This window comes from Bacteroides sp. AF25-38AC (assembly GCF_003602995.1).
GTDB classification, from domain to species: domain Bacteria; phylum Bacteroidota; class Bacteroidia; order Bacteroidales; family Bacteroidaceae; genus Bacteroides; species Bacteroides uniformis.
Map to the genome: position 1 here is coordinate 128,552 of NZ_QTMD01000002.1, position 20,925 is coordinate 149,476.

Sequence of the window (20,925 nt, forward strand, 5' to 3'; positions counted from 1 at the left end):
ACATGAAAGACCGATTGAAATATGTAATCGATTCCCGCTACTTCGACGGAACATGCCTGACGAGTATGAGTGACGGATTCCACAATGACTATGGTGGGGAGACAATCGAAGAACTGCGCATACAGGAAAACAATCCCTATCTGAAAGCCGTAACACCTTCTGAGATGGATAAGAAGCTGCGGCTATACAATCAGTCCCTGTCCGAACCGTTCAAGGAAATCACTGAAGAAGAATACTATGACCTGCTGGATGTACTGCCACCCTTGCGCATGAGACAAAACTCGTTCTTTGTAGGAGAACCGTATTACGGAAATATGTACTCTTTCTGCTTTACTCGTCAAGGAAGATATTTCAAGGGCCTACGCTCCGTACTTACTCCGCAATCCGAACTGGACAGTCAGATAGACCGTCACATGGAAATCATCAACCGGAAAGCCGTGATCTCAAAAGAGGAAACAAGTAAAACGGTCACAACCGGAACCAGACTCATTCCCTATTATTTTTCACTGGACGGAAAACAGCCCGTATTCATCTGCAACCTTGTCATCCAATCAGATTCCAGACAAGCAAGGACGGACATGGCGAATACCCTGAAAAGTCTTCGCCGGAACCATTATCAGTTCTATAAAGAAAAAGGACATTACGAAACTCCGGACGAACTGATAGACCATGTATCCGGAAAGAAGCTCACCCTTGTTTCCGACGGACATTTCTTTCAATATCCTCCCGGCAGGGAATCCGCAACTTTCATCGGACACATCAAGGAGACATCAGAGGAATTTCTTTTCCGGATCTATGACCGTGAATATTTCCTGTATCTCCTAAAAAGATTGAGGACCGTGAAAAAGGAGTCCGCACAGGAACAAATAAATATCAAATCATAACATTCGGGGGAATGCGGTAGAATAATTGCCGTATTCCCTCATAAAAACAATACAAGTATGAACAAATCAAACACTCTATACTGGAAAACAGCCACAGATCCGGCTGAACGCATTGAGGTCAGACTCGTCCTGAACAGTTATATCGACAATGACAATCTGTATGTAGGACTTGAATCCCGGTCTAAGGAGAATCCGGAATGCTGGGAATCCTACACGGACATCACCGTCAACCTCAATTCCCTTCCCCCGTTCCATGCCTATGTGGACAACCGGGACTGCAACAGACATGTGCATGATTTTCTGACCAGTAACAGAATAGCAGAACCTGCCGGATTTGAATATCAGGGATTCAGAATGTTCCGCTTCAATCCTGACAGGTTGAAGGAACTCGCACCCGAACAGTTCAAGACAATCAGCGCCAAACTGCCACCACAGGATGACATGATAAAGGACATCATCTATCAGGAAAGACGTTTCCCTTTGAGAACTGTTCAAGACATTCACGGAATATATCTTGTTTCAAGCAAGGAACTGGAAGAATCTCTGATCGAAGGAGTACGGAACCTGGATGCTGCGGCATATGAACTGCTGGATGGCATCTGCCTGTTCTGCTCCACACAGGAACTGCGCTATCTTACGGATGCAGAACTGATAGAAACAATCTACGCACAATAAAAAGGAGGAACAAATATGAAAACCGGAGACATTGTATTTCTGAGACGTCCCTATAAGGGATACCGTGCCGTCGAACTGATGGAAAGACTGGAATGCCGCTGGCTGGTCAGGATTGTCGAGAGCGGTCTTGAACTGGAGGTATATGAAGATGAACTTATATCAGAATTTTAATACGGATAAAGTGTTATGGGAAAATATCAGTTTGCATTCCATTCGGAAATAATCGGCTATACCTCACCCCATATCGGCGAGGTCAGAAAAGCCATACACAGAAAAATGGAAAAGGAAAAGTCTGCCGCCATAAAGAATGATATTGAGCTGCACATGTACAAGGTGCATGACGGCATACCGGTTCTACTTAACACCTGCTACCTGTACGATGAAAAAGGATGTATGGTACACGGAAGTATCAAGGGAACCAAGGATTATCTGCTTGAGACATGGAGATACCATACAAACAGACATTCCAAAGGTTTCAGTTCCACAAGAATCAGGCCCTGCACGACAAGCAGGGCTTTTTCGTTTGTATAACTCTTAAAATCAGGAATCATGAACCAGACATTACAACTTACAGACTATATACCACAGTATGTAAGCCTCTACTACGTGGATTATCGGGATGACCTTGATGAACATGAAGACATCCAGGAGGAATGCATCCGTTCCAACAATATGGAAAAACTCTATGAAAAGGCATACGAATGGTATGAGGAACAGGAAAGCTCAAACATGCACGACTATCTAGAGGAGACAAGAAAGAATATGGAAGCGGACAATCTTGCCGGAGAGTTTGAAGAGCATGAAGATGAAATCAGGGAACTTATCTACGACCGGAACGATTCCGACCCGGTAAAGGACCTGATACGCAACTCGTCCGTCACTAATTTCTTCTATTCGCTCGGAGTGGAAATCAGCGGATATCTGACCGGTTGTTCACTGCGGGGAGAATCAGTCGCCATGGCCTGCCATAAGGTACGCCGCGCACTGCATCTGAAAAAGGGGCAGTTTGACGAGAAGATTGAAGAACTGGTAGAGAATGCCACATACGGCGGAGAACTGCGCATCTACTTCAACGCCATGTTTGACAGGCTCATCAGCAAAGACCCTGAGAACGATTTCAAGAGCATCCGTTTCCACGGGAATGTAGTGGTGGCCATTGCCGACAGCCGGAACGGTTCCGGACATCATGTACGGATTCCGCTGGATATCACTTTTCCTTTCCGAAGGGAGAACCTGTTTGTCGATTCACAGGTACACTATTCCTATGCCAATGAAGTCTGCGGCATGACCAATGACTGGTGTGATTCCACAAAATGGGAAACGGGCATGATACCTTTTACCGGATCTGTCCGAAAAAGCCGGATGGCTGAATACAAGAAACAGGAAGCCGCTTACGAGCAGACATTCCGAAGCGGGAAATGCACCTTCGGTGACATGAACTACAAACGCCACCGTGACGTGCGGTATTCGAATGAATATCCTGCCGGATGCAGATGCCCTCATTGCGGTACTTTCTGGATTGACTGAAAAACAAACGAGAAAATGAAAAATATAGATATACAAGAACTGTCAATAGGAACAAAAGTTTACTGGCACGACCCTGCCGGAGAGACTTCAGGCATTTATGAAATTCTGATAATGCCTGATATAGAAGAAATGACGAATGAAAAACTTGAATATGATGATCTGATTATTCTTATAGGTGACGGATTCGGTAAAGCTGAAGTATTCATTAGCGAACTTGATATTTTATATTGATAATACAATAAACATTTCAACCACTAAAAACTACAAAAATATGAAAATCTGTTGTTCACAAGAGCATTACGACGAGGTCGTACAGTATGCAAAATCCATCAATGACAAGACACTGGAAAACTGTCTTGAACGTCTCAAGCAATGGGAGAAGAACGAGAACCGTCCATGCGAAATCGAACTCTATTACGACCATGCGCCGTATTCGTTCGGATTCTGCGAACGTTATCCGGACGGGAATACAGGCATTGTCGGAGGACTGCTGTATCATGGAAATCCGGACGAGTCCTTTGCCGTCATCATGGAACGTTTCCACGGATGGAGCATACATACCTGACATATATGCGACAGTCTGTATCGGGGAGCCTCATGCAATATGGGGTTCCCTTTTTTTATGCCGGAGACATGATGACAGCATCCTCATTTCTTGCTGCAAAAATAGCTGTTTGCCGCGCAACTCCCGCAAGGCGGCCCTGCCGGGCTGGTTGTCTGGAAAAAAATCATCCTCGCTTCGCTCCGGTATTTTTTTCCGCCAAGCCTTGCAGGGATGCGGGCAAACAGACAACAGGGACAACAAGAAATAAGAATGCCTGTACCTTACAGGCAGACAATGTATAACAATAAATATCAGAAGTCATGATTACAGACCAGAAGACACAGAACAGGCTTCACGCGGATACCGGAACGGAACTGTTCTCCATCAGACAAAGGAAGGAAGCCGTCACAAGGATGCTGGACATTCTGAAAGAGACTCCGGAATACCTGCAGGTTATGAACCATATACCGGCTTATGCCATGGATGACGATACGTCAGAATGGTGGAAATCGGAAGAATCGGAAAATTTCATGAACTCACTCCTGGAAGTGATGGAAAGCTATACTCCGGACGGATACAGGTTCGGACCGAAATCCGGCACGACTGACCTTTACGGCTACTGGGAAAGCAAGACCGGACGGACAACCCTCTTCCATCTGCTTTTCAGTCTGGAAAGCGGATATGAATGGGGAAAAGGTCTTTCCCATGAGAAAACGGACGCATTCTACAAGGAAATAAAAGAGAAATTTCATGGAGAGGGATTCGACACGGACATAACCGGCTGTACATCACAGGCCATGTATCTTGTAAAAGGAAAGACACGCCTGTACGTGCATCCGATGGAAATAAGCGGCTACTGTGAAACACTGCATATTCCACAGATTACAGCCATACTGAAAAAAGGAGGCCGTACATTCCGTCTTGTAAAGGATACGATAGCTGAAGAGGTGTATTCCTTCACCGATGAAGAAGAAATGGAATATTACCGTGCCAGATACGGAACGTGCATCCACAGGAATATACTGGATGCCTTCAGCAACCGCCGGGCAGGGAAAGAGGACATACTTTCCATGATGGCATCACGGATAAATGTGGCGACGACATCACATCTGCACGGTATCGGCTATGATTCGCCTGCATACAGGTTTGTGCATGAGGCATACGACAGACTGGTAAACAACGGAAAGCTGAAGGAGAATGTCCGGGAAATCGGTTGCTGCAACATCATAATGGCATTTCAAATACCAACGCAATATGAGACTGAATTACAATGACATGCTGCTTCTGGCAATATGGGAATACAACAGGAGACAGGACGAGAATCTGACCCTGGAACTGTTTCAGGAAACATTCGGACAGGTTCCCGGCGCACATTTCCATGACAAATGGGTGCATTATTACAACAAGAACCTGCTGATGATGGCCGCCTATTTCAGGGGTGAGGAAGAAAACGGCCAGAAATTCTGTGATATGATCACCCGACAGGTTGAACGCTATACACAAAACAGGAGGAGAACAGGATGAATACAAAGATACGATATGACCTTGACAGTCTTGAACTGGCAAACGGTGACTTCGGGTATCCCATTACAGAAAAGGAAGTACGGAAAGTGAACCGTATGCTGGAACTGATGGAGAATGTCCGAAGCAGGCAGATGTGCCCGACAGAAGGAGACTGCGTGGAATTTGTCTCACGTTCTGGTGACTATTTCGGAAAAGCTCATATAGAACGGATAACAGGAAAATATGCGGATATATGCCTGATACCGGAAACGGTATTCTGTTTCGATGACATGGGAAAAGCCGCCTATGATACCACCGGAAGTCCCTGGACGCAGGTCAATATCCGGAACATGAAACCCGTAGGTACAGAAATCCGCATATTCAGGACATGGGGATTCGGGAAGCGCAGCAATACGGGCAGTCTCAGGTTTGATGCTCCGGTCAGGAAATGGGAATACAGAGAACCGAATCCGTTGTATGACGGTTACACCACCCGTAACTGGTTCCGCTATCATATCATGAAACACCAGGACAGGGAAAGGACAGGCGAATACACCTTCCGCAGCGTTTCATTTACGCTATACAGCCGGAGCGAGCTGGACGAGCTGGCCGCAATCCTGAAAGGCAGACTCTACAAGGGAATCCTGCCTGACTCTCTTGTACTTTGGGGATACCGCATGGATATTAAGGAAATATCACGTGAGCAGTGGAACGGTATGGGACAGCACGGACAAATCCGCATGAAATTCATGGGATACGGTCCGGTCAGAATCCACACGGACAATGAAAACCATACCGTAACAGTATACAGAATCAACGACAGTCTATAACCAATTATAAAATAAAGGAATATGGCACGATATGAAATCTCCAACGAAGTCAGGCCGCTCGACAGGCTCATCACAGGCTTTGCCTCCTCATGCGGCTATGAAATACAGACCGTATTCAACGACCTGCTGCGTTTCATCATCCACGGCTTCTCTCCTGGAGCACCGCCAATAAGCAACTGGAAATACAAGCGTCAGCAAAACGCCTCGTTCATGGAAATGACAGCCGAATGGACACGTATCATGCAGAAACAAATCGGCAGGTCGGGCTGGTTCGACGCTTTCGGTGAACTCCACATGGCCTACTGCTCAAAACCGGGACAGCAGGCAAACGGACAGTTCTTCACGCCGTCACATATCTGTGAACTCATGGTCATGTGCGCGGCAGGTAAAAAAGAGACCGGACAGAGGATGGGAGACCCTACATGCGGCAGCGGAAGGCTCCTGCTGGCATACCATGCGCACAATCCGGGAAACTATCTGGTCGGAGAAGACATCAGCCGGACCTGCTGCATGATGACCGTATGCAACATGCTCATCCACGGATGTATCGGGGAAGTGATCTGTCATGACAGTCTCCAGCCGAAGGCATTCACCGACGGATGGAAAGTCAACCAGGCTCTGCCCTTGACGGGAATACCTTCTATAAGACGCATGAAGGAAGAGGAATACAGGAATCCTCTTCCGGAAAATATCGGACGCTTCAAAGAGGCAGTCCGTATCATCAACCTATTGGACAAATAATTACCAACCATTTAAAAAATATAATTATGGAAGCTTTAGCAACATTGAACAATCAGAGACAGTTTGATTTCCAGAACAACGGAATCGAAGTAATGGACCTTGAAACACTACAGCGTACCTACAAGGAGAACGACATCTACGGCAATCCGGTCAGGGGAATCTACCACTACCAGGTCATCCAGCGCATGACGGACATCTGCCGCCGTCACAACCTGAACTACGAGGTGGAGGAAATCTTCGCCGCCCAGAACAAGAACCGGACACAGCCCGGAGTGGTCATCCTGCCACAGGTGGAACAGACCTATGGAGAGAAGGCGGTAGAGGCACATGTACTGCGCAGAATATTCACCACCATCCGTATTCTGAACGGGGATACCGACGAACTGACAACCACACTCGTGGTAGCCTACCATCAGGACGGTATCCAGGCGGCAATAGGTCCCTGCGTACGTATCTGCCACAACCAGTGTATCCTTTCACCCGAACGAAGCGTTGCCAACTACGGTAAGGACAAGGTGACTACCGAGGAACTGCTCGGGAAGGTGGATGACTGGATGCGCAATTTTGAGCGTGACATGGATGCGGACAGAAGCCGAATCCAAAGGCTCAAGGAAAAGGTGTTGACACCCGGTGAATTGTACATGATCATCGGTATGTTGACGGCTCTGCGTGTATCCCATGACAGTGCAGACAAAAGACTGGCATCACAGGTGGACACCTATCCACTTAACCAGGGACAGATTTCCGTGTTTACGGAAGAACTGCTCAAACTCTCACTTGAACAGCCACGCATTACAGCGTGGGATGTCTACAATGTAGCGACAGAAATCTATAAACCGGGAAAGACTGATTTTCCTGCCATGATTCCACAGAACGGAGCAATGGCCGATTTCCTGCTTTCATATAACCAGAATTAGAACCTGAAACCGAATACGACAGGCCCGGTTCCGTCACCAGCGGAATCGGGTTTTGTCATTTATCAACCCGAATAATCAGATAAGATATGGCAGCAAGTAACAGAATAAAGGCTGAAATGTATATCCTTTTCAGCTGCAACGCATGGCACGAATACAGTTCATTCGAGCCAAAGGCGGTCTTCTCTTCCATAGAAAAGGCAGCAGACTTCCTGCAAAAGAACAGAAGAAAACTGAAACTGGAGGAAGATGACATCGAATGTTTCAGACAGCACAGTCAGACTCAGGGCGGAAATACCAATTACCTGGTACAGTCCTGTCCCTATAATCCAGTCCGCGCAAGAGACTTGGAATGACAAAGAATCCCATTCATAAACAATCATATAAAAATATACGACTATGACAAATAATGAAAACACTTACATCGGAATGTCCCTGCCGGAAGGAATACGGTACATCACCGTTTTTGAAAAAGGGGATTTTGAAAACTGCGGAAGAATACTCAGGACATTCTACCGTACGGAAGACAGGGTGAGAAAACTGCTCGCTTTGGGAAACCTGCTCCATCTGGGAGGCAGCCTCTCATCAAATGAAAACAAGACAAGCTGCTGGCCTTTGAATAATGGGAATCCCATTCACGAAGCAAAGGAAATATCAGGCAAGGAAAAGTTCTTCCTGCTCGGTGACTGGACTTACCTGTATGAAAATGGCAGATGGTTTCTGGGCTATGAAGGAAAAATCTATGAAATCAGCAATCCTGAATTTTCTGTCTTTGTTCCCGACAAGGACCATACACCTTCCCCTCTGGACAAAGGACTTTCCTTTGCCGTAATCGGCGAAACGGGAAAACTGGAATTCACTCCGGAAATTGTCAACGGATGGGATACCTGGAAAAGCCTTCCCAAAAGAGTCAGTGAAAAAGGGAAAACGGTATATGTATTCCGCAAAACACAACTTATAAAAGTCATCAAACCTAAAAAACTGGAATCATGAAAGAAATCAATATGACAAAGGCTATATGTAAGTATTCGATAAACTCCCCCTTTCATTCTAAAAATGTGATGTTACTTTTGTAGCCAAAGTAAAAAAGCTCAATCATTATGTCACATCAATGGACCATGGAAGATTTTGAATCTATTTATGCCCGTTTCAAGTCGAGCGGACTTTCAGTTATAGATTTTTGTTCGAATGAATGTATTCGTCCCAAACGTTTCTACGCGTGGCGTTCCAAGCTGCTGCGCAAAGGCGGCTTTATCCCGGTAAAGGTAAACAGTAAGGGACAGGTCAGTCTTCCCCATAAGGAGAAATCCCTTCAGTCTGCCCCTCCGGTCAGCCCGTCGCCAATTCCCCAGCCGCTATGTGAGATCTCCTATCCCAATGGCGTCACAGTCCGCTTGAACAGCCCTTTGTCACCGGAGGTATTGCAAACCCTGATATTTTTGAATTCAAACCGTTAGCCTATGTTTTCTTTGAATGAATCCAACAGATATTATCTTTACCCGTATCCGACAGACATGCGTAAGAGCTTTTATACGCTTAGCGGCATCGTGACCAACCAGATGGGAAAGAATGTACGGGACGGTGACGCTTTCATTTTTATCAATGCGAACTGTACCTGTATGAAAATCCTCCATATGGAATATGGTGGTCTGGTGATATACCACATGAAACTGGAACAGGGGCACTTCCATCTGCCGGTCATAAATACGGAGGAAGGTCGGATTAAAGCGATTGAAACCTTCTGGAATGACCTTGTGATGATGGTCCAGGGAATGGACGGCAGCAAGGTCAGGCGTTATAAAAGAAGTGGTTTCCATGGGTTGTAGTTGTAACAAATTATAACATATACAATGTCGTATTCCGGCTGTTTTTTAGTATCTTGGCATCATAATTAAACGATTATGCCAACCGATAAGGAATTACTGATAAAGGATCTCATGCACAAATGCGACTGTCTGTATAGAGAAAACAGCCGGTTGAAGGAGATGGTGTCCACGCAGCCCCTTGAAGCTGCGGACAAAGAGGCGTATGAGGCTTTATTGTCTGACAAGGATGCCATAATCGCCCAAAAGGAAGCAAAAATCAACAGTCTGGAACAACGTGTATCCTATCTTGAACGGCAGTTGTACGGGAAGAAGGCGGAAAAGTTCATAAAGCCTGACGCCCAGGACCGCTGGCTGGATTTTGAAGGCTTCGACATGCTTCCCCGGGAGGCTGAAGCCGCAGAGGAAGCGGAAAAGGAGCTGAAGGCTACCAGAGAAGCGATCATCGCCCGTAAAAAAGCGAGGAGGCAACATCCTACGAGAAAATCCCTTCCGGAAAATCTTGCGCGTGAGGAGGTTCATATATATCCCGAAGGGTATAATCCGGAGGAGTGGACGCTCCTTCCCGGAGAGGAAGTGACCGAGATCCTTATGCACGAGCCCGAGAAGTTCTATATCCGCAGGATAGTGCGCCATACAGCCAAACGGAAGGGGACGGACGAGTTCAGGACCGGCCCGCTTCCCGTCATGCCGATAGCAAAGAGCTATGCCTCCGCCTCATTGCTGGCAGACATGATGATAGGGAAATATGTGGATCACATACCGTTCCACAGACAACTGGAACAGTTCAAGCGTGTGGGGGTACACCTCCCCGCGTCAACGGTCAACGACTGGTTCAAGGATGTGGCGGATCTGCTAAGCCCCCTGTACTTCCGATTATGGGATCTGGTGATGCAGACTGACTACATACAGTCGGATGAGACGACAATCCCCGTGATGAATGACGAGAGACACAAGACGGTCAAAGGTTATATCTGGCTTGTGCGCAGCGTCATGACCGGACGTCAGTTCTTTTACTATGACAAGGGTTCCCGAAGTGGAAAGGTGGTGCTGAAACTCTTCGGCAAGTTCCGGGGAGCCATACAGACGGACGGGTACGAAAGGTACGAGATGCTGGACGCCAAGAAAGGCATTATCCTTCTTGGCTGCTGGGCCCATGCGCGCAGATATTTTTGGGAGGCAAGAAAGAATGACACGCAGCGTGCCGACTATGCGCTCGAACAGATACAGCTGCTTTATGACGTGGAGCGCAAGGCTGACGATGAACGCCTGACCTATGAACAGAGGGCTGAACTTAGGACACGTCTTGCATATCCCATACTTGTGCGCTTCGAGAAATGGCTGGTCAATGAATATCCCAAAGTGATGAAAGGCAGTCCTATCGGAAAAGCCATAAAATATACATACGGAAGGTTCGACAAACTCTCCAGATACCATCTTGACGGTCGCTACAGACCGGATAATAACGAGATAGAAAATAAAGTGCGGCCTGTCGCGTGCGGCAGACGTAATTACCTGTTCTGTGGCAATAATGATGCCGCTGAAGATGCAGCGGTGCTCTACTCGTTCTTCGGCTGCTGCAAGGCTGCCGGGGCTGACTTCCGCACGTGGCTGATCTACTTCCTTGAACATATACATGATTATGACGATGACTACTCGATGGATCTGGCCGAATTATTACCTGACAATCTGTTATCCGGTGGCAAGATATTATCCGTTACGCCACCGGAATCTCCCAAGAAAGACTCCTGATACCTTCATAAATCCCGCCTAAACACGGGAAAACTACCGTTTTATACCAATCAAGACGGGAAAATAGGGAATAAAGTGCCGTTTTTATCTTCATTATCCCCGATAAATAGGGAAAATAAGGGAAAGAATACCCTTTTATACCAATTATGGCGGGAAAGCAGGGATAAAAATACCGCTTTATCCCATTTATCACAGGAAAATAAGGGAAAAGGGGGGAAACTCCCTTTTATCCGCTCCATTAGTAGGAAAAATATCAACTTCTATAGAACCCTGCACATCTTTTGGTTGAATTGATGTAACAATAAATCATAGAACGATAAAATGAATAAACGATATTATGAACATACGTTACCCATTATACGAGGGAGTTTATCGAATACTTACGGCTATATCATGTATGCCGGACAAATTCATCACAATGGAAATGGTTGAACTGGCCGCGACCGAACACCGTCCGGAACTGGTCAACTATCTGCCGGAGAAATATATTACTTCTGAAATACTTGACAGTATATTCAAAACAGATGATTACGGATGGCGTTCCTGGCAGCTTTCGAAGATACCTGAAGAAAAACGTAACCGCCAGATTTGTCTAAGGGCAATAAAGGCCGAAAAGAGTAATTTTCCTGACATACCGGAAAAATACAGGAACAGTGACATACTTGAATCGCTGTTCGCACACAGGAATTTCATGCACTACCTGCATCTGATACCTTCATCCTCATGGAACAACGGAACAGTCCGTGATGCAATATACTCCCTTTACCGTGACGTACAGCAAAACGGAGGTTACCGGTACTGTTCAGAGAGGTATGAACAGCAGTTCTTATATGAAACAAGCGTCATGCTTTCTTTCGTTCCGCGACAAGCCAAGGATTTCAGACTTTGGAAAGAACTGATCCATGACGGACGTATCGCAACCATGACTATCGACAAAATGATGCCTAAATGTTTCAAACAGGCAGCATACTACAAGGAATGGGCCATACGCTGTATCAAGGAAGTGGATACACGCTGGCTTGACTATGACACCGTATGGAAGGCCATCTGTCACAAGACAGGCAACCTGCATGGCATTTTCGATTCATACGGACATTACGAGTGGTTCTCCAAACATGCGGATGATGCCATGGCTGACAAAGCAATGGAGCTGGAACCTAACCTGTTTAACAAACTTCCCGGACGGTTCCGGACACCGGAAAGACTTATTCATACACTTGAAGTAAAAAGAGAAATCAACAGTTACAACTTCATTCTTGAACCGAACCTGATGACGAAAGAGGTCTGTATGGCACTGGCCAGAAGGGATTCGTTCTACCCTGATATTCCATCGGAACGCTGGAACAGGGAACTTGTGGAATATTTCACCGAATACGGCCATAGTCTGCGCTGGCTCCCTCAACTGCCGAAGAAACTACAGACCAGAAAACTTGCCGAGAAGGTTCTGAAGGAGAAGCCTCAATACTTCCATTATCTGCGGATGGAATTCATCACACCTGAAATGTCCAGGTTGTTATGTCAAAAAGACCAGGATAATATCCGGTATTTCAAGGAACGGGTCATGGAATTCCAAAAATATACAGGGCTTCCAGCCGAATTCTATGGATGTGAAACGGATTTCGAGCATATCAGAGACCGTGATGACAGCCGCCGATACTGCCGTATAGGACTCGCTTACATCGCCTTACAAAAATGTAAACGCGGATGGCATGAAAGTGAATATTATCTTATCATGACACGCCATCCCAACCGATATATGCCTGCCAAGACAGTGTTCAGAAAACAGATTACCACATTCCACCGGACATGGCTGGAAAAGACAATATGTGACAACGACCCGCAATTCCGGATTCCGAAGATTCAAAAGGATTTGAAAGATGTACAAGCCATGCGGTATTATGAGGTGGAACATATCCGTACCATCCTCGGATGCGAAATATTCCGCAACTCTTTCATGGGACAGACAGTGGAATACTGTATCCGCAAGGACGGACTGACCTACCATGACAGGAACATGGAAAGGCTCGCCTCCGGCCTGCAATACAAGATCTGTCAATTGAAGGAGCAGGCTGTACTCCCCAAAGGAACAGATGACTCTATGGAAATCAATGCAGAAACGGTACACCGCAATATGGGGTATTGTCTGATTGGAATAGAAGCCTTTGCGGAAGACTACGGACTGGACATAGCCCGGACCTATACCCTGAAAGAGCTGAAGGACGTTATCCATGAACAGGGATACAAGCCTTCACTGGAGAAATACAAAAAAGAAGTCCAACATCTAAATCTTATCTGAATATGAATATTCTCCAAAAAAGAATTGAAAACCTGTGCGATGAAATCATCGGCAGGATACTTGCACTGATGCAGGCAAACTCGGTTTCCGAAGTCGTATTGACAGACAATGACAATCCGGTTTACGTAATCTGGTTTGACAAGACCGGTGATCCGTGCGAATGCTCCGTACACAAGGTAACTGCCGTCGGAGAAGGAATCACACTTGAAGTCCATGATAAGATAACCGGAGAAAATTACAAGGTCACAAGCCGCCATGAGGCGGCTTTGGCCAATCCGGTGTGGCTTAACGAGATACTGGAAGCCATGACTAACATCTTTCAGATAAAAAATACAGGACTGGAAGAAAATGTTATATGTTGCAAATGTGGAGCAAATCATGTAATCTGCAATGCCTTCATCAATCCGAATACAAAACAGTTCTATAATTATGATGATGAGTCATTCCTATATGGATGGTGTGAGAAGTGTGACAATTATACCATTCTCTGCGACATAGAAGCCGTAAAAAATGATATTGAAAACGGTTTCAAGAAATTTGTCGAAACATACGGGAGAAAACCTGAACTTGCAGAGTGCGAGATTATATGGAAAGACAGTCTTAATACTGAATACGTAAACATCGCAATTACTGATATACCTGAAGAATATGATAATACGATATTTTTCTACTGTAAAAGCCTCTCTGATTTGAAATCACTGGCTGACTACGGAAAAGAGGATTTCATAGTAACGGGTTGCATCAACTTCACAGACTTGGGAAATAAAACATAAAATCTTTTTTATCTTTCAAGGTTGCCTGATATGTAAACTTTTTATATCTTTGCTGCATGAAACAGGAACGTACCATATCAGCATACAAGAATTATTTTATGGACTTTATCTCATCTCTCAGAAAAGAGGAAGCCCGCAAGATATACTATATTCTTGATATGCTGAAAGTACAGGAAAGGGTAAACAGCAAGTTCGTGAAGTATCTGCGTGAAGAGCTCTATGAAATCCGTGCTGAATATGGAGGCAATATCTTCCGGGTATTCTTCATATTTGATGACGGGAACATCGTAATCCTGTTCAACGGATTTCAGAAAAAGACACAGAAGACACCGCCTTCTGAAATAGAAAAGGCATTAAAGATAAAGGAGGAGTATTATGAAAGCAAGAAATGAAAACCTGACCAGCATCGATGCTATCATGGATGCGGAATTCGGCAAGCCGGGAACACCTGAACGTGAGGAGTTTCGTAAGGAGGCATACGCCTACTGCATGGGACAGATTATATGCGATGCCAGAAAGAAGGAAAAGATGACCCAGTCCGAACTGGCTGAAAAAATCGGGACCAACAAGTCCTATATCTCCAGAATTGAAAAAGGTATTGTAGATCCGGGTATCAGTACGTTCTGCCGTATCATTGATGCGCTCGGATTGAAGATTGAAATTGTCAAACCGGTATTATAATGGAAAATTATCAGGAAAAAGCCAGAGAAAACTTTTACCGCAACCGTCCATACGGCATTCACATTGATTATGCCCGGAAAGGATTTGTACTGTTCAATCATTATACAAACAGTCTCGGCAAACAGGAAACCGGTTCTATTGAAAGACTTCCCCTTGAAAAGTTCGAGGATGTTGACGCGATACCATTGAACGGGAAAATTATAAAAAATGGTAACCAGACAACAGACATCTATTTCTATACAGACGATTCAAATCCTTACAAAAACATGAAGCTGGATATGGATGCTATGAAACAGTATAACCGATTCATTTATCCCCTGGCACTTTTTTTAGACAGGATATTATAACAAGACAGCCGCGAATCATGACAAATTCACGGCTGTCTTGTTCTCTATGGCATAAACAGTAATCTGTATTCTTCTTTTCTTCTCCTTTCAATTGACAGAATCTTCTTTCCTTTATAGTGACAATATCGTATGAAGTCCGCATAAATGTCCCGGTTACCGGCTTCCAGTTTCCTTATCAACGTGCTTTTGGGCATCCTACCATAACCGAGCAACCTATATGGTCCCACCTGATAAGCAAGACAGGCTATCAGCAACGAATCCTTTCCCAGATGTCGGAACAATGCACACATTTCCTTCAGGTCTTTTCTCAGAATACTGTCTCCCTCACTTTCAGTCAGTCTGGCAGGAAACTTTTCCCCTTTTCTGATACGGTGACCGTATGCAACATACGGATAATGTTCCGGACCATGCCATCCTTCGTATTTCTTGATACACCTGACAGCCGTTTCCCAACGTGAGTCTTCCAAATTCCCCTGTGCACGCAGGGAAGTTACCGTCATGGCCAGTACCACCAATGGCAGTGCTGATCTTAGAAGTCTAACGGTTATTATAGGGCACCTCCTTCCTGAACTGACAAAGAATCTTCCACGGCATCCGTCTCTTCATCACCTGCATTGTTGAAGTCAAATTCCATTTCCGTCATGTTTCCCCAGTTGTCCTCGACAACGACAATGAAGTTCTGCGCCTCGTCACATAGTGAAGTATAATACAGCCTGAACTTCCGGTTCTCCAGCAGATAACGGTCATTCGGCTTGAATTCAAGACCGTTGTCCAGTTTCAGGGAACCTTCCCCGTCATACTGGAAATAACGGATCGTATAGACCGTACCGTCAAAATCGCCCTCACTTTTGAGCTCGCATCGTATTTCCGCCGTCTCATTCCTGTTCAGTTCCTTGGGAACTGGCATTGTTTCCACGGTAAACGGATAACTCTGCTGGATTTCCAGCTCGGATTCGCACGAGGTCAGTACAAGACTGACCAGACCTATGCAGAACATGGCAATCTTGCCTGCCAACCCAAATCCTTTTCTTATATTCTTTCCTGTCTTCATTTGTTTTCCTTTGTTTTTGTCATATATTCATTCAAGTCCTTAAATCCATCATACAAACCAGAACAGTCCGTAACCTTGTTCCCGAAATGTATGTTCAAAGTCTCCAATGCGGTAATCCCGGCCCGGTCACGGTCAAAAAAGCACCGGATTTTGCCATAGCCCTCCAGAACGGCATACGACCGTTCCAGATTGGATACAGAGTTCAGCACCAGGCAGTCCTCGTCCGCCACAGTCCGCAATACCAATGCCGAAAGGAAATCCACAAATCATTCAAACACACAGCACGTATCCTGTTTCTTTCCGGACAGGGACACACAGGAAATGTCCTTGGGAGAGATGCATCCCTTGAACATCGGGTTACGGAGTTCATAACCGCCGCTCCGGTTCATGAAGCCTATGGCAAAATACCGTTTGCCCCGTATTCCATAAGCCACTTCCTTGCAGAATCTCCCGGCTATGGCCGGATCAATTCCTCTCTCTTTCAGGTAGCTATTCAATGCCTCATGACTCAGTTCCGTCACTTTCACGTCCTCGAATCCGGAAACGCGGGGTATCTTCTTACGTTCCTGTAAAGGCCGGAGGGGAAGGATGCCGGATTTCCCTGAAAGGAACTCCAGCTGTTCCATGAAACCGGTACTTCCGGTCAGTTCTCCGGCAAGATGGAAGATGTCACCTCCCTTTCCGAGGCCAAAATCAAACCAGACATTCCGCTGCGTATCCACCTTGAAGGATGCGGTTCTCTCATTTCTGAAAGGCGATCTGAACCAGACATCATTTCCTTTACGGGATACAGGCATATGCCCCAGATTTTCAAGAAAACCGACAAGGGAAATCTGTCTAATCTGTTCCAGTTCCATAACCCACTAATTTATCATAAAACGGATGCCGATTCCATACTGGGGATGGCAATGTCCGAGACTTCCGCCCCACAGGAAACGCTCACGCAAGGAAGCCGTCAATGCCACACGGTCGGCAAGGTACAGTTCCATCTCCAGCGTCAGGGCACAGCCGTACACAAAGGCATCGCCGTTTTTCAGGGTGGCTCCGTCATAGAGTTTTTTATCGGACCAGTTTATCGTCTCATATCCGGCCAGTGCCGATCCTCCTAGATTGAGGAAGAACACTTTTCCCGCATCGGAAAGGAAATTCAGGTAATAACCGCCTTCTGCCGTAAACTGCGCAAAAGGGATGGTCACATGACGGTAACCGTGTTTCATATGCAGGTATTCCGCTCCATATACCCATTTGTTCCCGCCTTTGGCATAGCTTAAAAATATCATTCCCATATAGTATCCGTTATCGGAAGCCATACCTCCACGCATTTCCACACCCTGCATCCTTGGCAGAATCCGCTGGGCGTCTGCCTGTCCCACGGAAAGGACAAGCAGCAATGCCAGCATATACAATACTTTCGTTCTCATCGTACCTTCAGTTCATTGATGGTTTCCGCATGCACCAAGTCTTCGTTGACCACCTCAAAACTCTGGTGACGGCCGCCCTGTTTCTCATACATCTCCACAACCAGTTTCTTGTCGTCCGGTATCGTAAACTTGGGAAGGGCGAATACCGTGCATTCCGAATCCCTGCCGTTTACACGTGTCACATAATTATAGGCACGCAGCGGATAAATCACCTGCTCCTGCATGGCCGTACGCTTCATCACCTTTTTGTCCACCACCTTGAACGTAATGAAATCCACGTCAAAGGGCACATTCGAGGAGTTCTTTACCTGGGTATGGAAATAAAGCAGGTCATTATGGGTGTACAGTCCTTTGAGCAGATACTGGATACCGAAACGCTTGCAGCCGATATGACGGATACGGCGCTTGTCATTCTCATACACGGATTTCATGATAAGACGTACCAGACGGGGTGACTCGTTATCCAGCTCGGTCAGATAGATTTCCATGGCATTGTTGGGACGGTTCACCGATTCTCCGTCATGGATGAAATCACACATCTCCACATTCAGCAGCAGCGGCTCATCGGCATACTTCACGTTGAAGGTATAGAAGTTCCCGTCTTCGGTTATTACAGACATATTGGTCTCCTCCCTGAAATTGCGTGTCGTGGCCTTTACTCGGATTACATTCTCGGCACCGTCGGCCTTGCCGGCTATCAGGTTTGTAGAACCGAGATCCACATACTTGACCGGAGCCGGGAAAATGACATGGACGGTCTTGTCATACGTTATTTCCAGTCCGTGCGGCGGAATCATCTGGCTGAAACCGATCTTGCGGGTCAGCCCCTCATAATAATCACCGCTACTCTGCTGCGCCCAGGCAGCCGATACGCCCAGCAAAAGGGCAAACATCATCAGAATCTTCTTCATGTGCTTTTGTTTAATGGTTGTCTTTTCTTTCATAGTTTACTGTATTTCATTTCTCCGGTGAATGAAGCAGTATCCGGTGTCCGGCCTTCAAAGTAATCTTTACCGTACGCATCCGTTTGGATATGTACTGGGAAACGCCCTGTATCACACCTTTTCCCAAATCTGAGGCAATCTGCGCCCCGGCATCGGTGGAAATGTTGATGCTGCTGTTCATCGAGGTTCCCATGTTGGCGGCAATCTCTCTGGCAGCGTCATATTCCAGTGAGCCCGGCACCAGGATTCCCTGCTGTCCGTCCAGATCATAGACTTCCAGCTCCACCGGCAGGATAGTTCCCTTGTATTCCACGGCATTGACCATGATTTCCAGCCGTTCCCCCTGTATACGTGTGCCACCTACCAGTACAGTCCCTTTCGGTATGAAACGTCCGGCAACGGACATGGGCTCGGTAAGCCGCAGGCGCAAGGCCTGTCCGTCGGATACGGTCTGTGTTCCGTGTACACAGGCAGCAATGGTATTGCCTTCCGTTACGGTCTTCCGGTCAACAGCCGTATTGAAACCGGCATTGCGTTCTCCCGAAAAGGCGGATATGAACTCTTCGTCGCTCATGGGTCTGGAAAGCGAGGATACCACCTCATTGTGGACCTGTTTCACCGGCATGGCTTTTTTGTCCTCCACTTTTCTGACGGGAGAAGGAGTCTCCACTGCCTGACGGTTATTGTATTTGGCGGCCAGTTCGTAGGATTTTTCCATCAGGGCCATCTTTTCCTCCATGCCTGACAGTGGCTCCTGTTTCTGCTGCTGTTGCTGCATACGCTCCAGTTCCTCAATCCTTTCCAGAAGCCTTTCCTTTTCCGGATCGGTCCGCGGTTCATAGATGCTTCCCAGCGTACGGTTCATCTCACGGTAGGCTCCGGCTGAGGAACTGACCGGTCCGGCATTGCCTTTTTCTGTTTCCGTTTCCGTGTTTGTTTTCCTCTCCGGTGGAATATTATCGGGAAGACGGACACTGTCTTTCCGTTCCTCTTTGGCAAACATGGACTCCGCAGCTTCAAAGAATGTCTTCCTTTTCCTGCTTTCCTGTTCCATCAGAGCCTTTTCATAGGCATCCTTCTTGTTCCCTTCCAGGCGGCTGTCCTCGGGAGAAGGGATTTCCGTATTGAATCCCTGTCCTTTATCCTGCCGCCCCCGTTCCTGCCCGGAAGGTGAGAATATCAGATAGAAACTTCCCAGACACAGCAGGAACATCAGCGGATACACCACAAATCCGGCGCGTTTGCGTTTCTGTTCCTCACTCAGCGGCTTCCTGTCCTTTGAGGACCGGAGCCTGAACGGTTTCATCAGCCGTTCCATTACTTTCTTGACTTTTTCTTTCTCCATTTCTTACAATAGATTGAATGAACTCCATACGGAGTGAATCCTTTTCCATAAATTCCATTCCGGACTCCCGGTTCTTACTGCCTATAAACGGTCTGCATGCCGTATAGACACATGCGGCGGCAAACGGGACAAACAGTATCCAGAGAACGGCCTTGCGCTGTTTCACGGTAAGTCTGTGGCAGAACCTCCTGAGTTGAAGGTCCGCCTGTCTCGTCAGGTTCCTTTTCATCGCTCTACACTCCTTATGTCCTTGTTTTCCAGTATGATCAGATGTTCGATGATAAAGCCGTTGGGATTGTCATCGGAACGGGAGGTATTCTGAAGCTGGCAGTCAGTCACCAGCGAACGTTCCGTCACGTTACTCTCACGGATAATCATCTGGCGGGCATACGTCCTGGCCCTGTAGGGGTAGCCGGAAAAGTCGCAGACCACGCTGTCCACCCGTACCACCTGGTTGATGTTGCCGGAAATGAGACGGTTGTAATATCCTTTCTCGGCAAAATCCACATAGTAATGATAGGCACTTTTGTCCGCCAGCTGCAAGGCACGGTTGATATTGTGCTCTATGGCATCCTTCTGCGGCGACAGCCCGAAAAATAGCTCATGGAACCTTCTTACATGCTCCCTGGCTTCAGCCGGACGGTTCTGTGAAAGATCCTGTGAAAGGGCAAGCATCAGTGACTTGCCACCATCGAGTACATAAATTTTCTCACGCTGTTTCTCCGCAAAGCGGTATGAGTTCCACAGGGCAAAGACGGTAACGAGCGTACAGCATCCGACAAAGACCGCAAGCATCAGACGTATCCGTCTGAAACTGCTTTCAATATTGGTCAGTGATTTGAATTCCATCTGTTTTCATGATTTTTATGTTCCT

General features: G+C 46.5%; 28 protein-coding genes and 2 pseudogenes. 22 read left to right on the forward strand and 8 right to left on the reverse strand.

Annotation, left to right across the window (positions count from 1 at the left end; genetic code table 11):
* Window positions 1–2 precede the first annotated feature (2 nt).
* The 22 genes and pseudogenes from DWY55_RS02020 (at window position 3) to DWY55_RS02130 (ending at window position 15,290) form a co-directional block, all read left to right on the forward strand.
* Window positions 3–884 (forward strand): hypothetical protein, encoded by an 882-nt coding sequence (locus DWY55_RS02020; protein ID WP_120177988.1) that lies wholly within the window; start codon window positions 3–5, stop codon window positions 882–884.
* 57 nt (window positions 885–941) lie between these two features.
* Window positions 942–1,559: a DUF4313 domain-containing protein gene (locus DWY55_RS02025; RefSeq protein WP_120177989.1), complete on the forward strand. Its 618-nt coding sequence runs from the start codon at window positions 942–944 to the stop codon at window positions 1,557–1,559.
* Between the two features lie 15 nt (window positions 1,560–1,574).
* The gene (locus DWY55_RS21935; protein ID WP_004326287.1) at window positions 1,575–1,730 is read left to right on the forward strand and encodes a hypothetical protein; all 156 of its coding nucleotides are present in this window, start codon (window positions 1,575–1,577) and stop codon (window positions 1,728–1,730) included.
* Between the two features lie 15 nt (window positions 1,731–1,745).
* Window positions 1,746–2,090, forward strand: a complete 345-nt coding sequence (locus DWY55_RS02030; protein ID WP_120177990.1) for a hypothetical protein — start codon at window positions 1,746–1,748, stop codon at window positions 2,088–2,090.
* An 18-nt stretch (window positions 2,091–2,108) separates the two neighbouring features.
* Window positions 2,109–3,086, forward strand: a complete 978-nt coding sequence (locus DWY55_RS02035) for a hypothetical protein (RefSeq protein ID WP_118356528.1) — start codon at window positions 2,109–2,111, stop codon at window positions 3,084–3,086.
* Between the two features lie 15 nt (window positions 3,087–3,101).
* Window positions 3,102–3,317 carry a hypothetical protein gene (locus DWY55_RS02040; protein WP_120177991.1) on the forward strand — a complete coding sequence of 72 codons (216 nt, stop codon included), beginning with the start codon at window positions 3,102–3,104 and terminating at the stop codon, window positions 3,315–3,317.
* Window positions 3,318–3,357: 40 nt separating this feature from the next.
* A complete protein-coding gene (locus DWY55_RS02045; protein ID WP_120177992.1) occupies window positions 3,358–3,651 on the forward strand; it encodes a DUF4120 family protein in 294 nt (97 codons plus the stop codon).
* A gap of 299 nt (window positions 3,652–3,950) precedes the next feature.
* Window positions 3,951–4,888: pseudogene (locus tag DWY55_RS02055) on the forward strand (hypothetical protein).
* A complete protein-coding gene (locus tag DWY55_RS02060) occupies window positions 4,885–5,154 on the forward strand; it encodes a hypothetical protein (RefSeq protein WP_120177993.1) in 270 nt (89 codons plus the stop codon). The pseudogene DWY55_RS02055 and the gene DWY55_RS02060 overlap by 4 nt, the downstream one beginning before the upstream one ends.
* A complete protein-coding gene (locus DWY55_RS02065; RefSeq protein ID WP_120177994.1) occupies window positions 5,151–5,963 on the forward strand; it encodes a DUF4121 family protein in 813 nt (270 codons plus the stop codon). Before DWY55_RS02060 ends, DWY55_RS02065 begins: the two co-directional genes overlap by 4 nt.
* Before the next feature lie 21 nt (window positions 5,964–5,984).
* On the forward strand, window positions 5,985–6,704 hold the full coding sequence (locus tag DWY55_RS02070; protein WP_120177995.1) for an N-6 DNA methylase: 720 nt from the start codon (window positions 5,985–5,987) through the stop codon (window positions 6,702–6,704).
* Between the two features lie 26 nt (window positions 6,705–6,730).
* Window positions 6,731–7,621, forward strand: coding sequence for a DUF932 domain-containing protein (locus DWY55_RS02075; RefSeq protein ID WP_120177996.1), 891 nt, complete (start codon window positions 6,731–6,733; stop codon window positions 7,619–7,621).
* Between the two features lie 86 nt (window positions 7,622–7,707).
* Window positions 7,708–7,974: a hypothetical protein gene (locus DWY55_RS02080; protein WP_120177997.1), complete on the forward strand. Its 267-nt coding sequence runs from the start codon at window positions 7,708–7,710 to the stop codon at window positions 7,972–7,974.
* Between the two features lie 43 nt (window positions 7,975–8,017).
* A complete protein-coding gene (locus tag DWY55_RS02085) occupies window positions 8,018–8,611 on the forward strand; it encodes a hypothetical protein (RefSeq protein WP_025081978.1) in 594 nt (197 codons plus the stop codon).
* Between the two features lie 107 nt (window positions 8,612–8,718).
* Window positions 8,719–9,075, forward strand: coding sequence for an IS66 family insertion sequence element accessory protein TnpA (tnpA, locus tag DWY55_RS02090; RefSeq protein ID WP_032542126.1), 357 nt, complete (start codon window positions 8,719–8,721; stop codon window positions 9,073–9,075).
* A gap of 3 nt (window positions 9,076–9,078) precedes the next feature.
* A complete protein-coding gene (gene tnpB, locus DWY55_RS02095; RefSeq protein ID WP_025868342.1) occupies window positions 9,079–9,444 on the forward strand; it encodes an IS66 family insertion sequence element accessory protein TnpB in 366 nt (121 codons plus the stop codon).
* A gap of 75 nt (window positions 9,445–9,519) precedes the next feature.
* Window positions 9,520–11,193 carry an IS66 family transposase gene (gene tnpC / locus DWY55_RS02100; RefSeq protein ID WP_120177998.1) on the forward strand — a complete coding sequence of 558 codons (1,674 nt, stop codon included), beginning with the start codon at window positions 9,520–9,522 and terminating at the stop codon, window positions 11,191–11,193.
* Window positions 11,194–11,530: 337 nt separating this feature from the next.
* Window positions 11,531–13,489 carry a hypothetical protein gene (locus DWY55_RS02110; protein ID WP_120177999.1) on the forward strand — a complete coding sequence of 653 codons (1,959 nt, stop codon included), beginning with the start codon at window positions 11,531–11,533 and terminating at the stop codon, window positions 13,487–13,489.
* A gap of 2 nt (window positions 13,490–13,491) precedes the next feature.
* Complete coding sequence (locus DWY55_RS02115; protein WP_025019308.1) at window positions 13,492–14,262, forward strand: hypothetical protein; 771 nt, start codon at window positions 13,492–13,494, stop codon at window positions 14,260–14,262.
* A 56-nt stretch (window positions 14,263–14,318) separates the two neighbouring features.
* Window positions 14,319–14,654, forward strand: a complete 336-nt coding sequence (locus DWY55_RS02120) for a type II toxin-antitoxin system RelE/ParE family toxin (protein ID WP_025019307.1) — start codon at window positions 14,319–14,321, stop codon at window positions 14,652–14,654.
* The gene (locus DWY55_RS02125; RefSeq protein ID WP_004326306.1) at window positions 14,638–14,943 is read left to right on the forward strand and encodes a helix-turn-helix domain-containing protein; all 306 of its coding nucleotides are present in this window, start codon (window positions 14,638–14,640) and stop codon (window positions 14,941–14,943) included. Before DWY55_RS02120 ends, DWY55_RS02125 begins: the two co-directional genes overlap by 17 nt.
* Window positions 14,943–15,290 carry a hypothetical protein gene (locus DWY55_RS02130; RefSeq protein WP_025019306.1) on the forward strand — a complete coding sequence of 116 codons (348 nt, stop codon included), beginning with the start codon at window positions 14,943–14,945 and terminating at the stop codon, window positions 15,288–15,290. Before DWY55_RS02125 ends, DWY55_RS02130 begins: the two co-directional genes overlap by 1 nt.
* A gap of 44 nt (window positions 15,291–15,334) precedes the next feature.
* On the opposite strand, the gene DWY55_RS02135 is transcribed toward DWY55_RS02130, so the two are convergent.
* The 8 genes and pseudogenes from DWY55_RS02135 to traK form a co-directional block, all read right to left on the reverse strand.
* Complete coding sequence (locus DWY55_RS02135; protein ID WP_025019305.1) at window positions 15,335–15,790, reverse strand: glycoside hydrolase family protein; 456 nt, start codon at window positions 15,788–15,790, stop codon at window positions 15,335–15,337.
* 47 nt (window positions 15,791–15,837) lie between these two features.
* Complete coding sequence (locus DWY55_RS02140) at window positions 15,838–16,341, reverse strand: DUF3872 domain-containing protein (protein ID WP_025019304.1); 504 nt, start codon at window positions 16,339–16,341, stop codon at window positions 15,838–15,840.
* A pseudogene (locus DWY55_RS02145) lies at window positions 16,338–17,198 on the reverse strand (toprim domain-containing protein). The gene DWY55_RS02140 and the pseudogene DWY55_RS02145 overlap by 4 nt, the downstream one beginning before the upstream one ends.
* 6 nt (window positions 17,199–17,204) lie before the next feature.
* On the reverse strand, window positions 17,205–17,762 hold the full coding sequence (locus tag DWY55_RS02150; protein ID WP_025019303.1) for a conjugal transfer protein TraO: 558 nt from the start codon (window positions 17,760–17,762) through the stop codon (window positions 17,205–17,207).
* Window positions 17,759–18,673, reverse strand: a complete 915-nt coding sequence (traN, locus tag DWY55_RS02155) for a conjugative transposon protein TraN (protein ID WP_120178010.1) — start codon at window positions 18,671–18,673, stop codon at window positions 17,759–17,761. The genes DWY55_RS02150 and traN overlap by 4 nt, the downstream gene beginning before the upstream one ends.
* Window positions 18,674–18,719: 46 nt before the next feature.
* Window positions 18,720–20,051, reverse strand: a complete 1,332-nt coding sequence (gene traM, locus DWY55_RS02160) for a conjugative transposon protein TraM (protein WP_374938806.1) — start codon at window positions 20,049–20,051, stop codon at window positions 18,720–18,722.
* Complete coding sequence (locus DWY55_RS02165) at window positions 19,963–20,280, reverse strand: hypothetical protein (protein WP_007560878.1); 318 nt, start codon at window positions 20,278–20,280, stop codon at window positions 19,963–19,965. Before DWY55_RS02165 ends, traM begins: the two co-directional genes overlap by 89 nt.
* Window positions 20,277–20,900, reverse strand: a complete 624-nt coding sequence (traK, locus tag DWY55_RS02170; protein ID WP_025019300.1) for a conjugative transposon protein TraK — start codon at window positions 20,898–20,900, stop codon at window positions 20,277–20,279. Before traK ends, DWY55_RS02165 begins: the two co-directional genes overlap by 4 nt.
* Window positions 20,901–20,925: the final 25 nt, after the last annotated feature.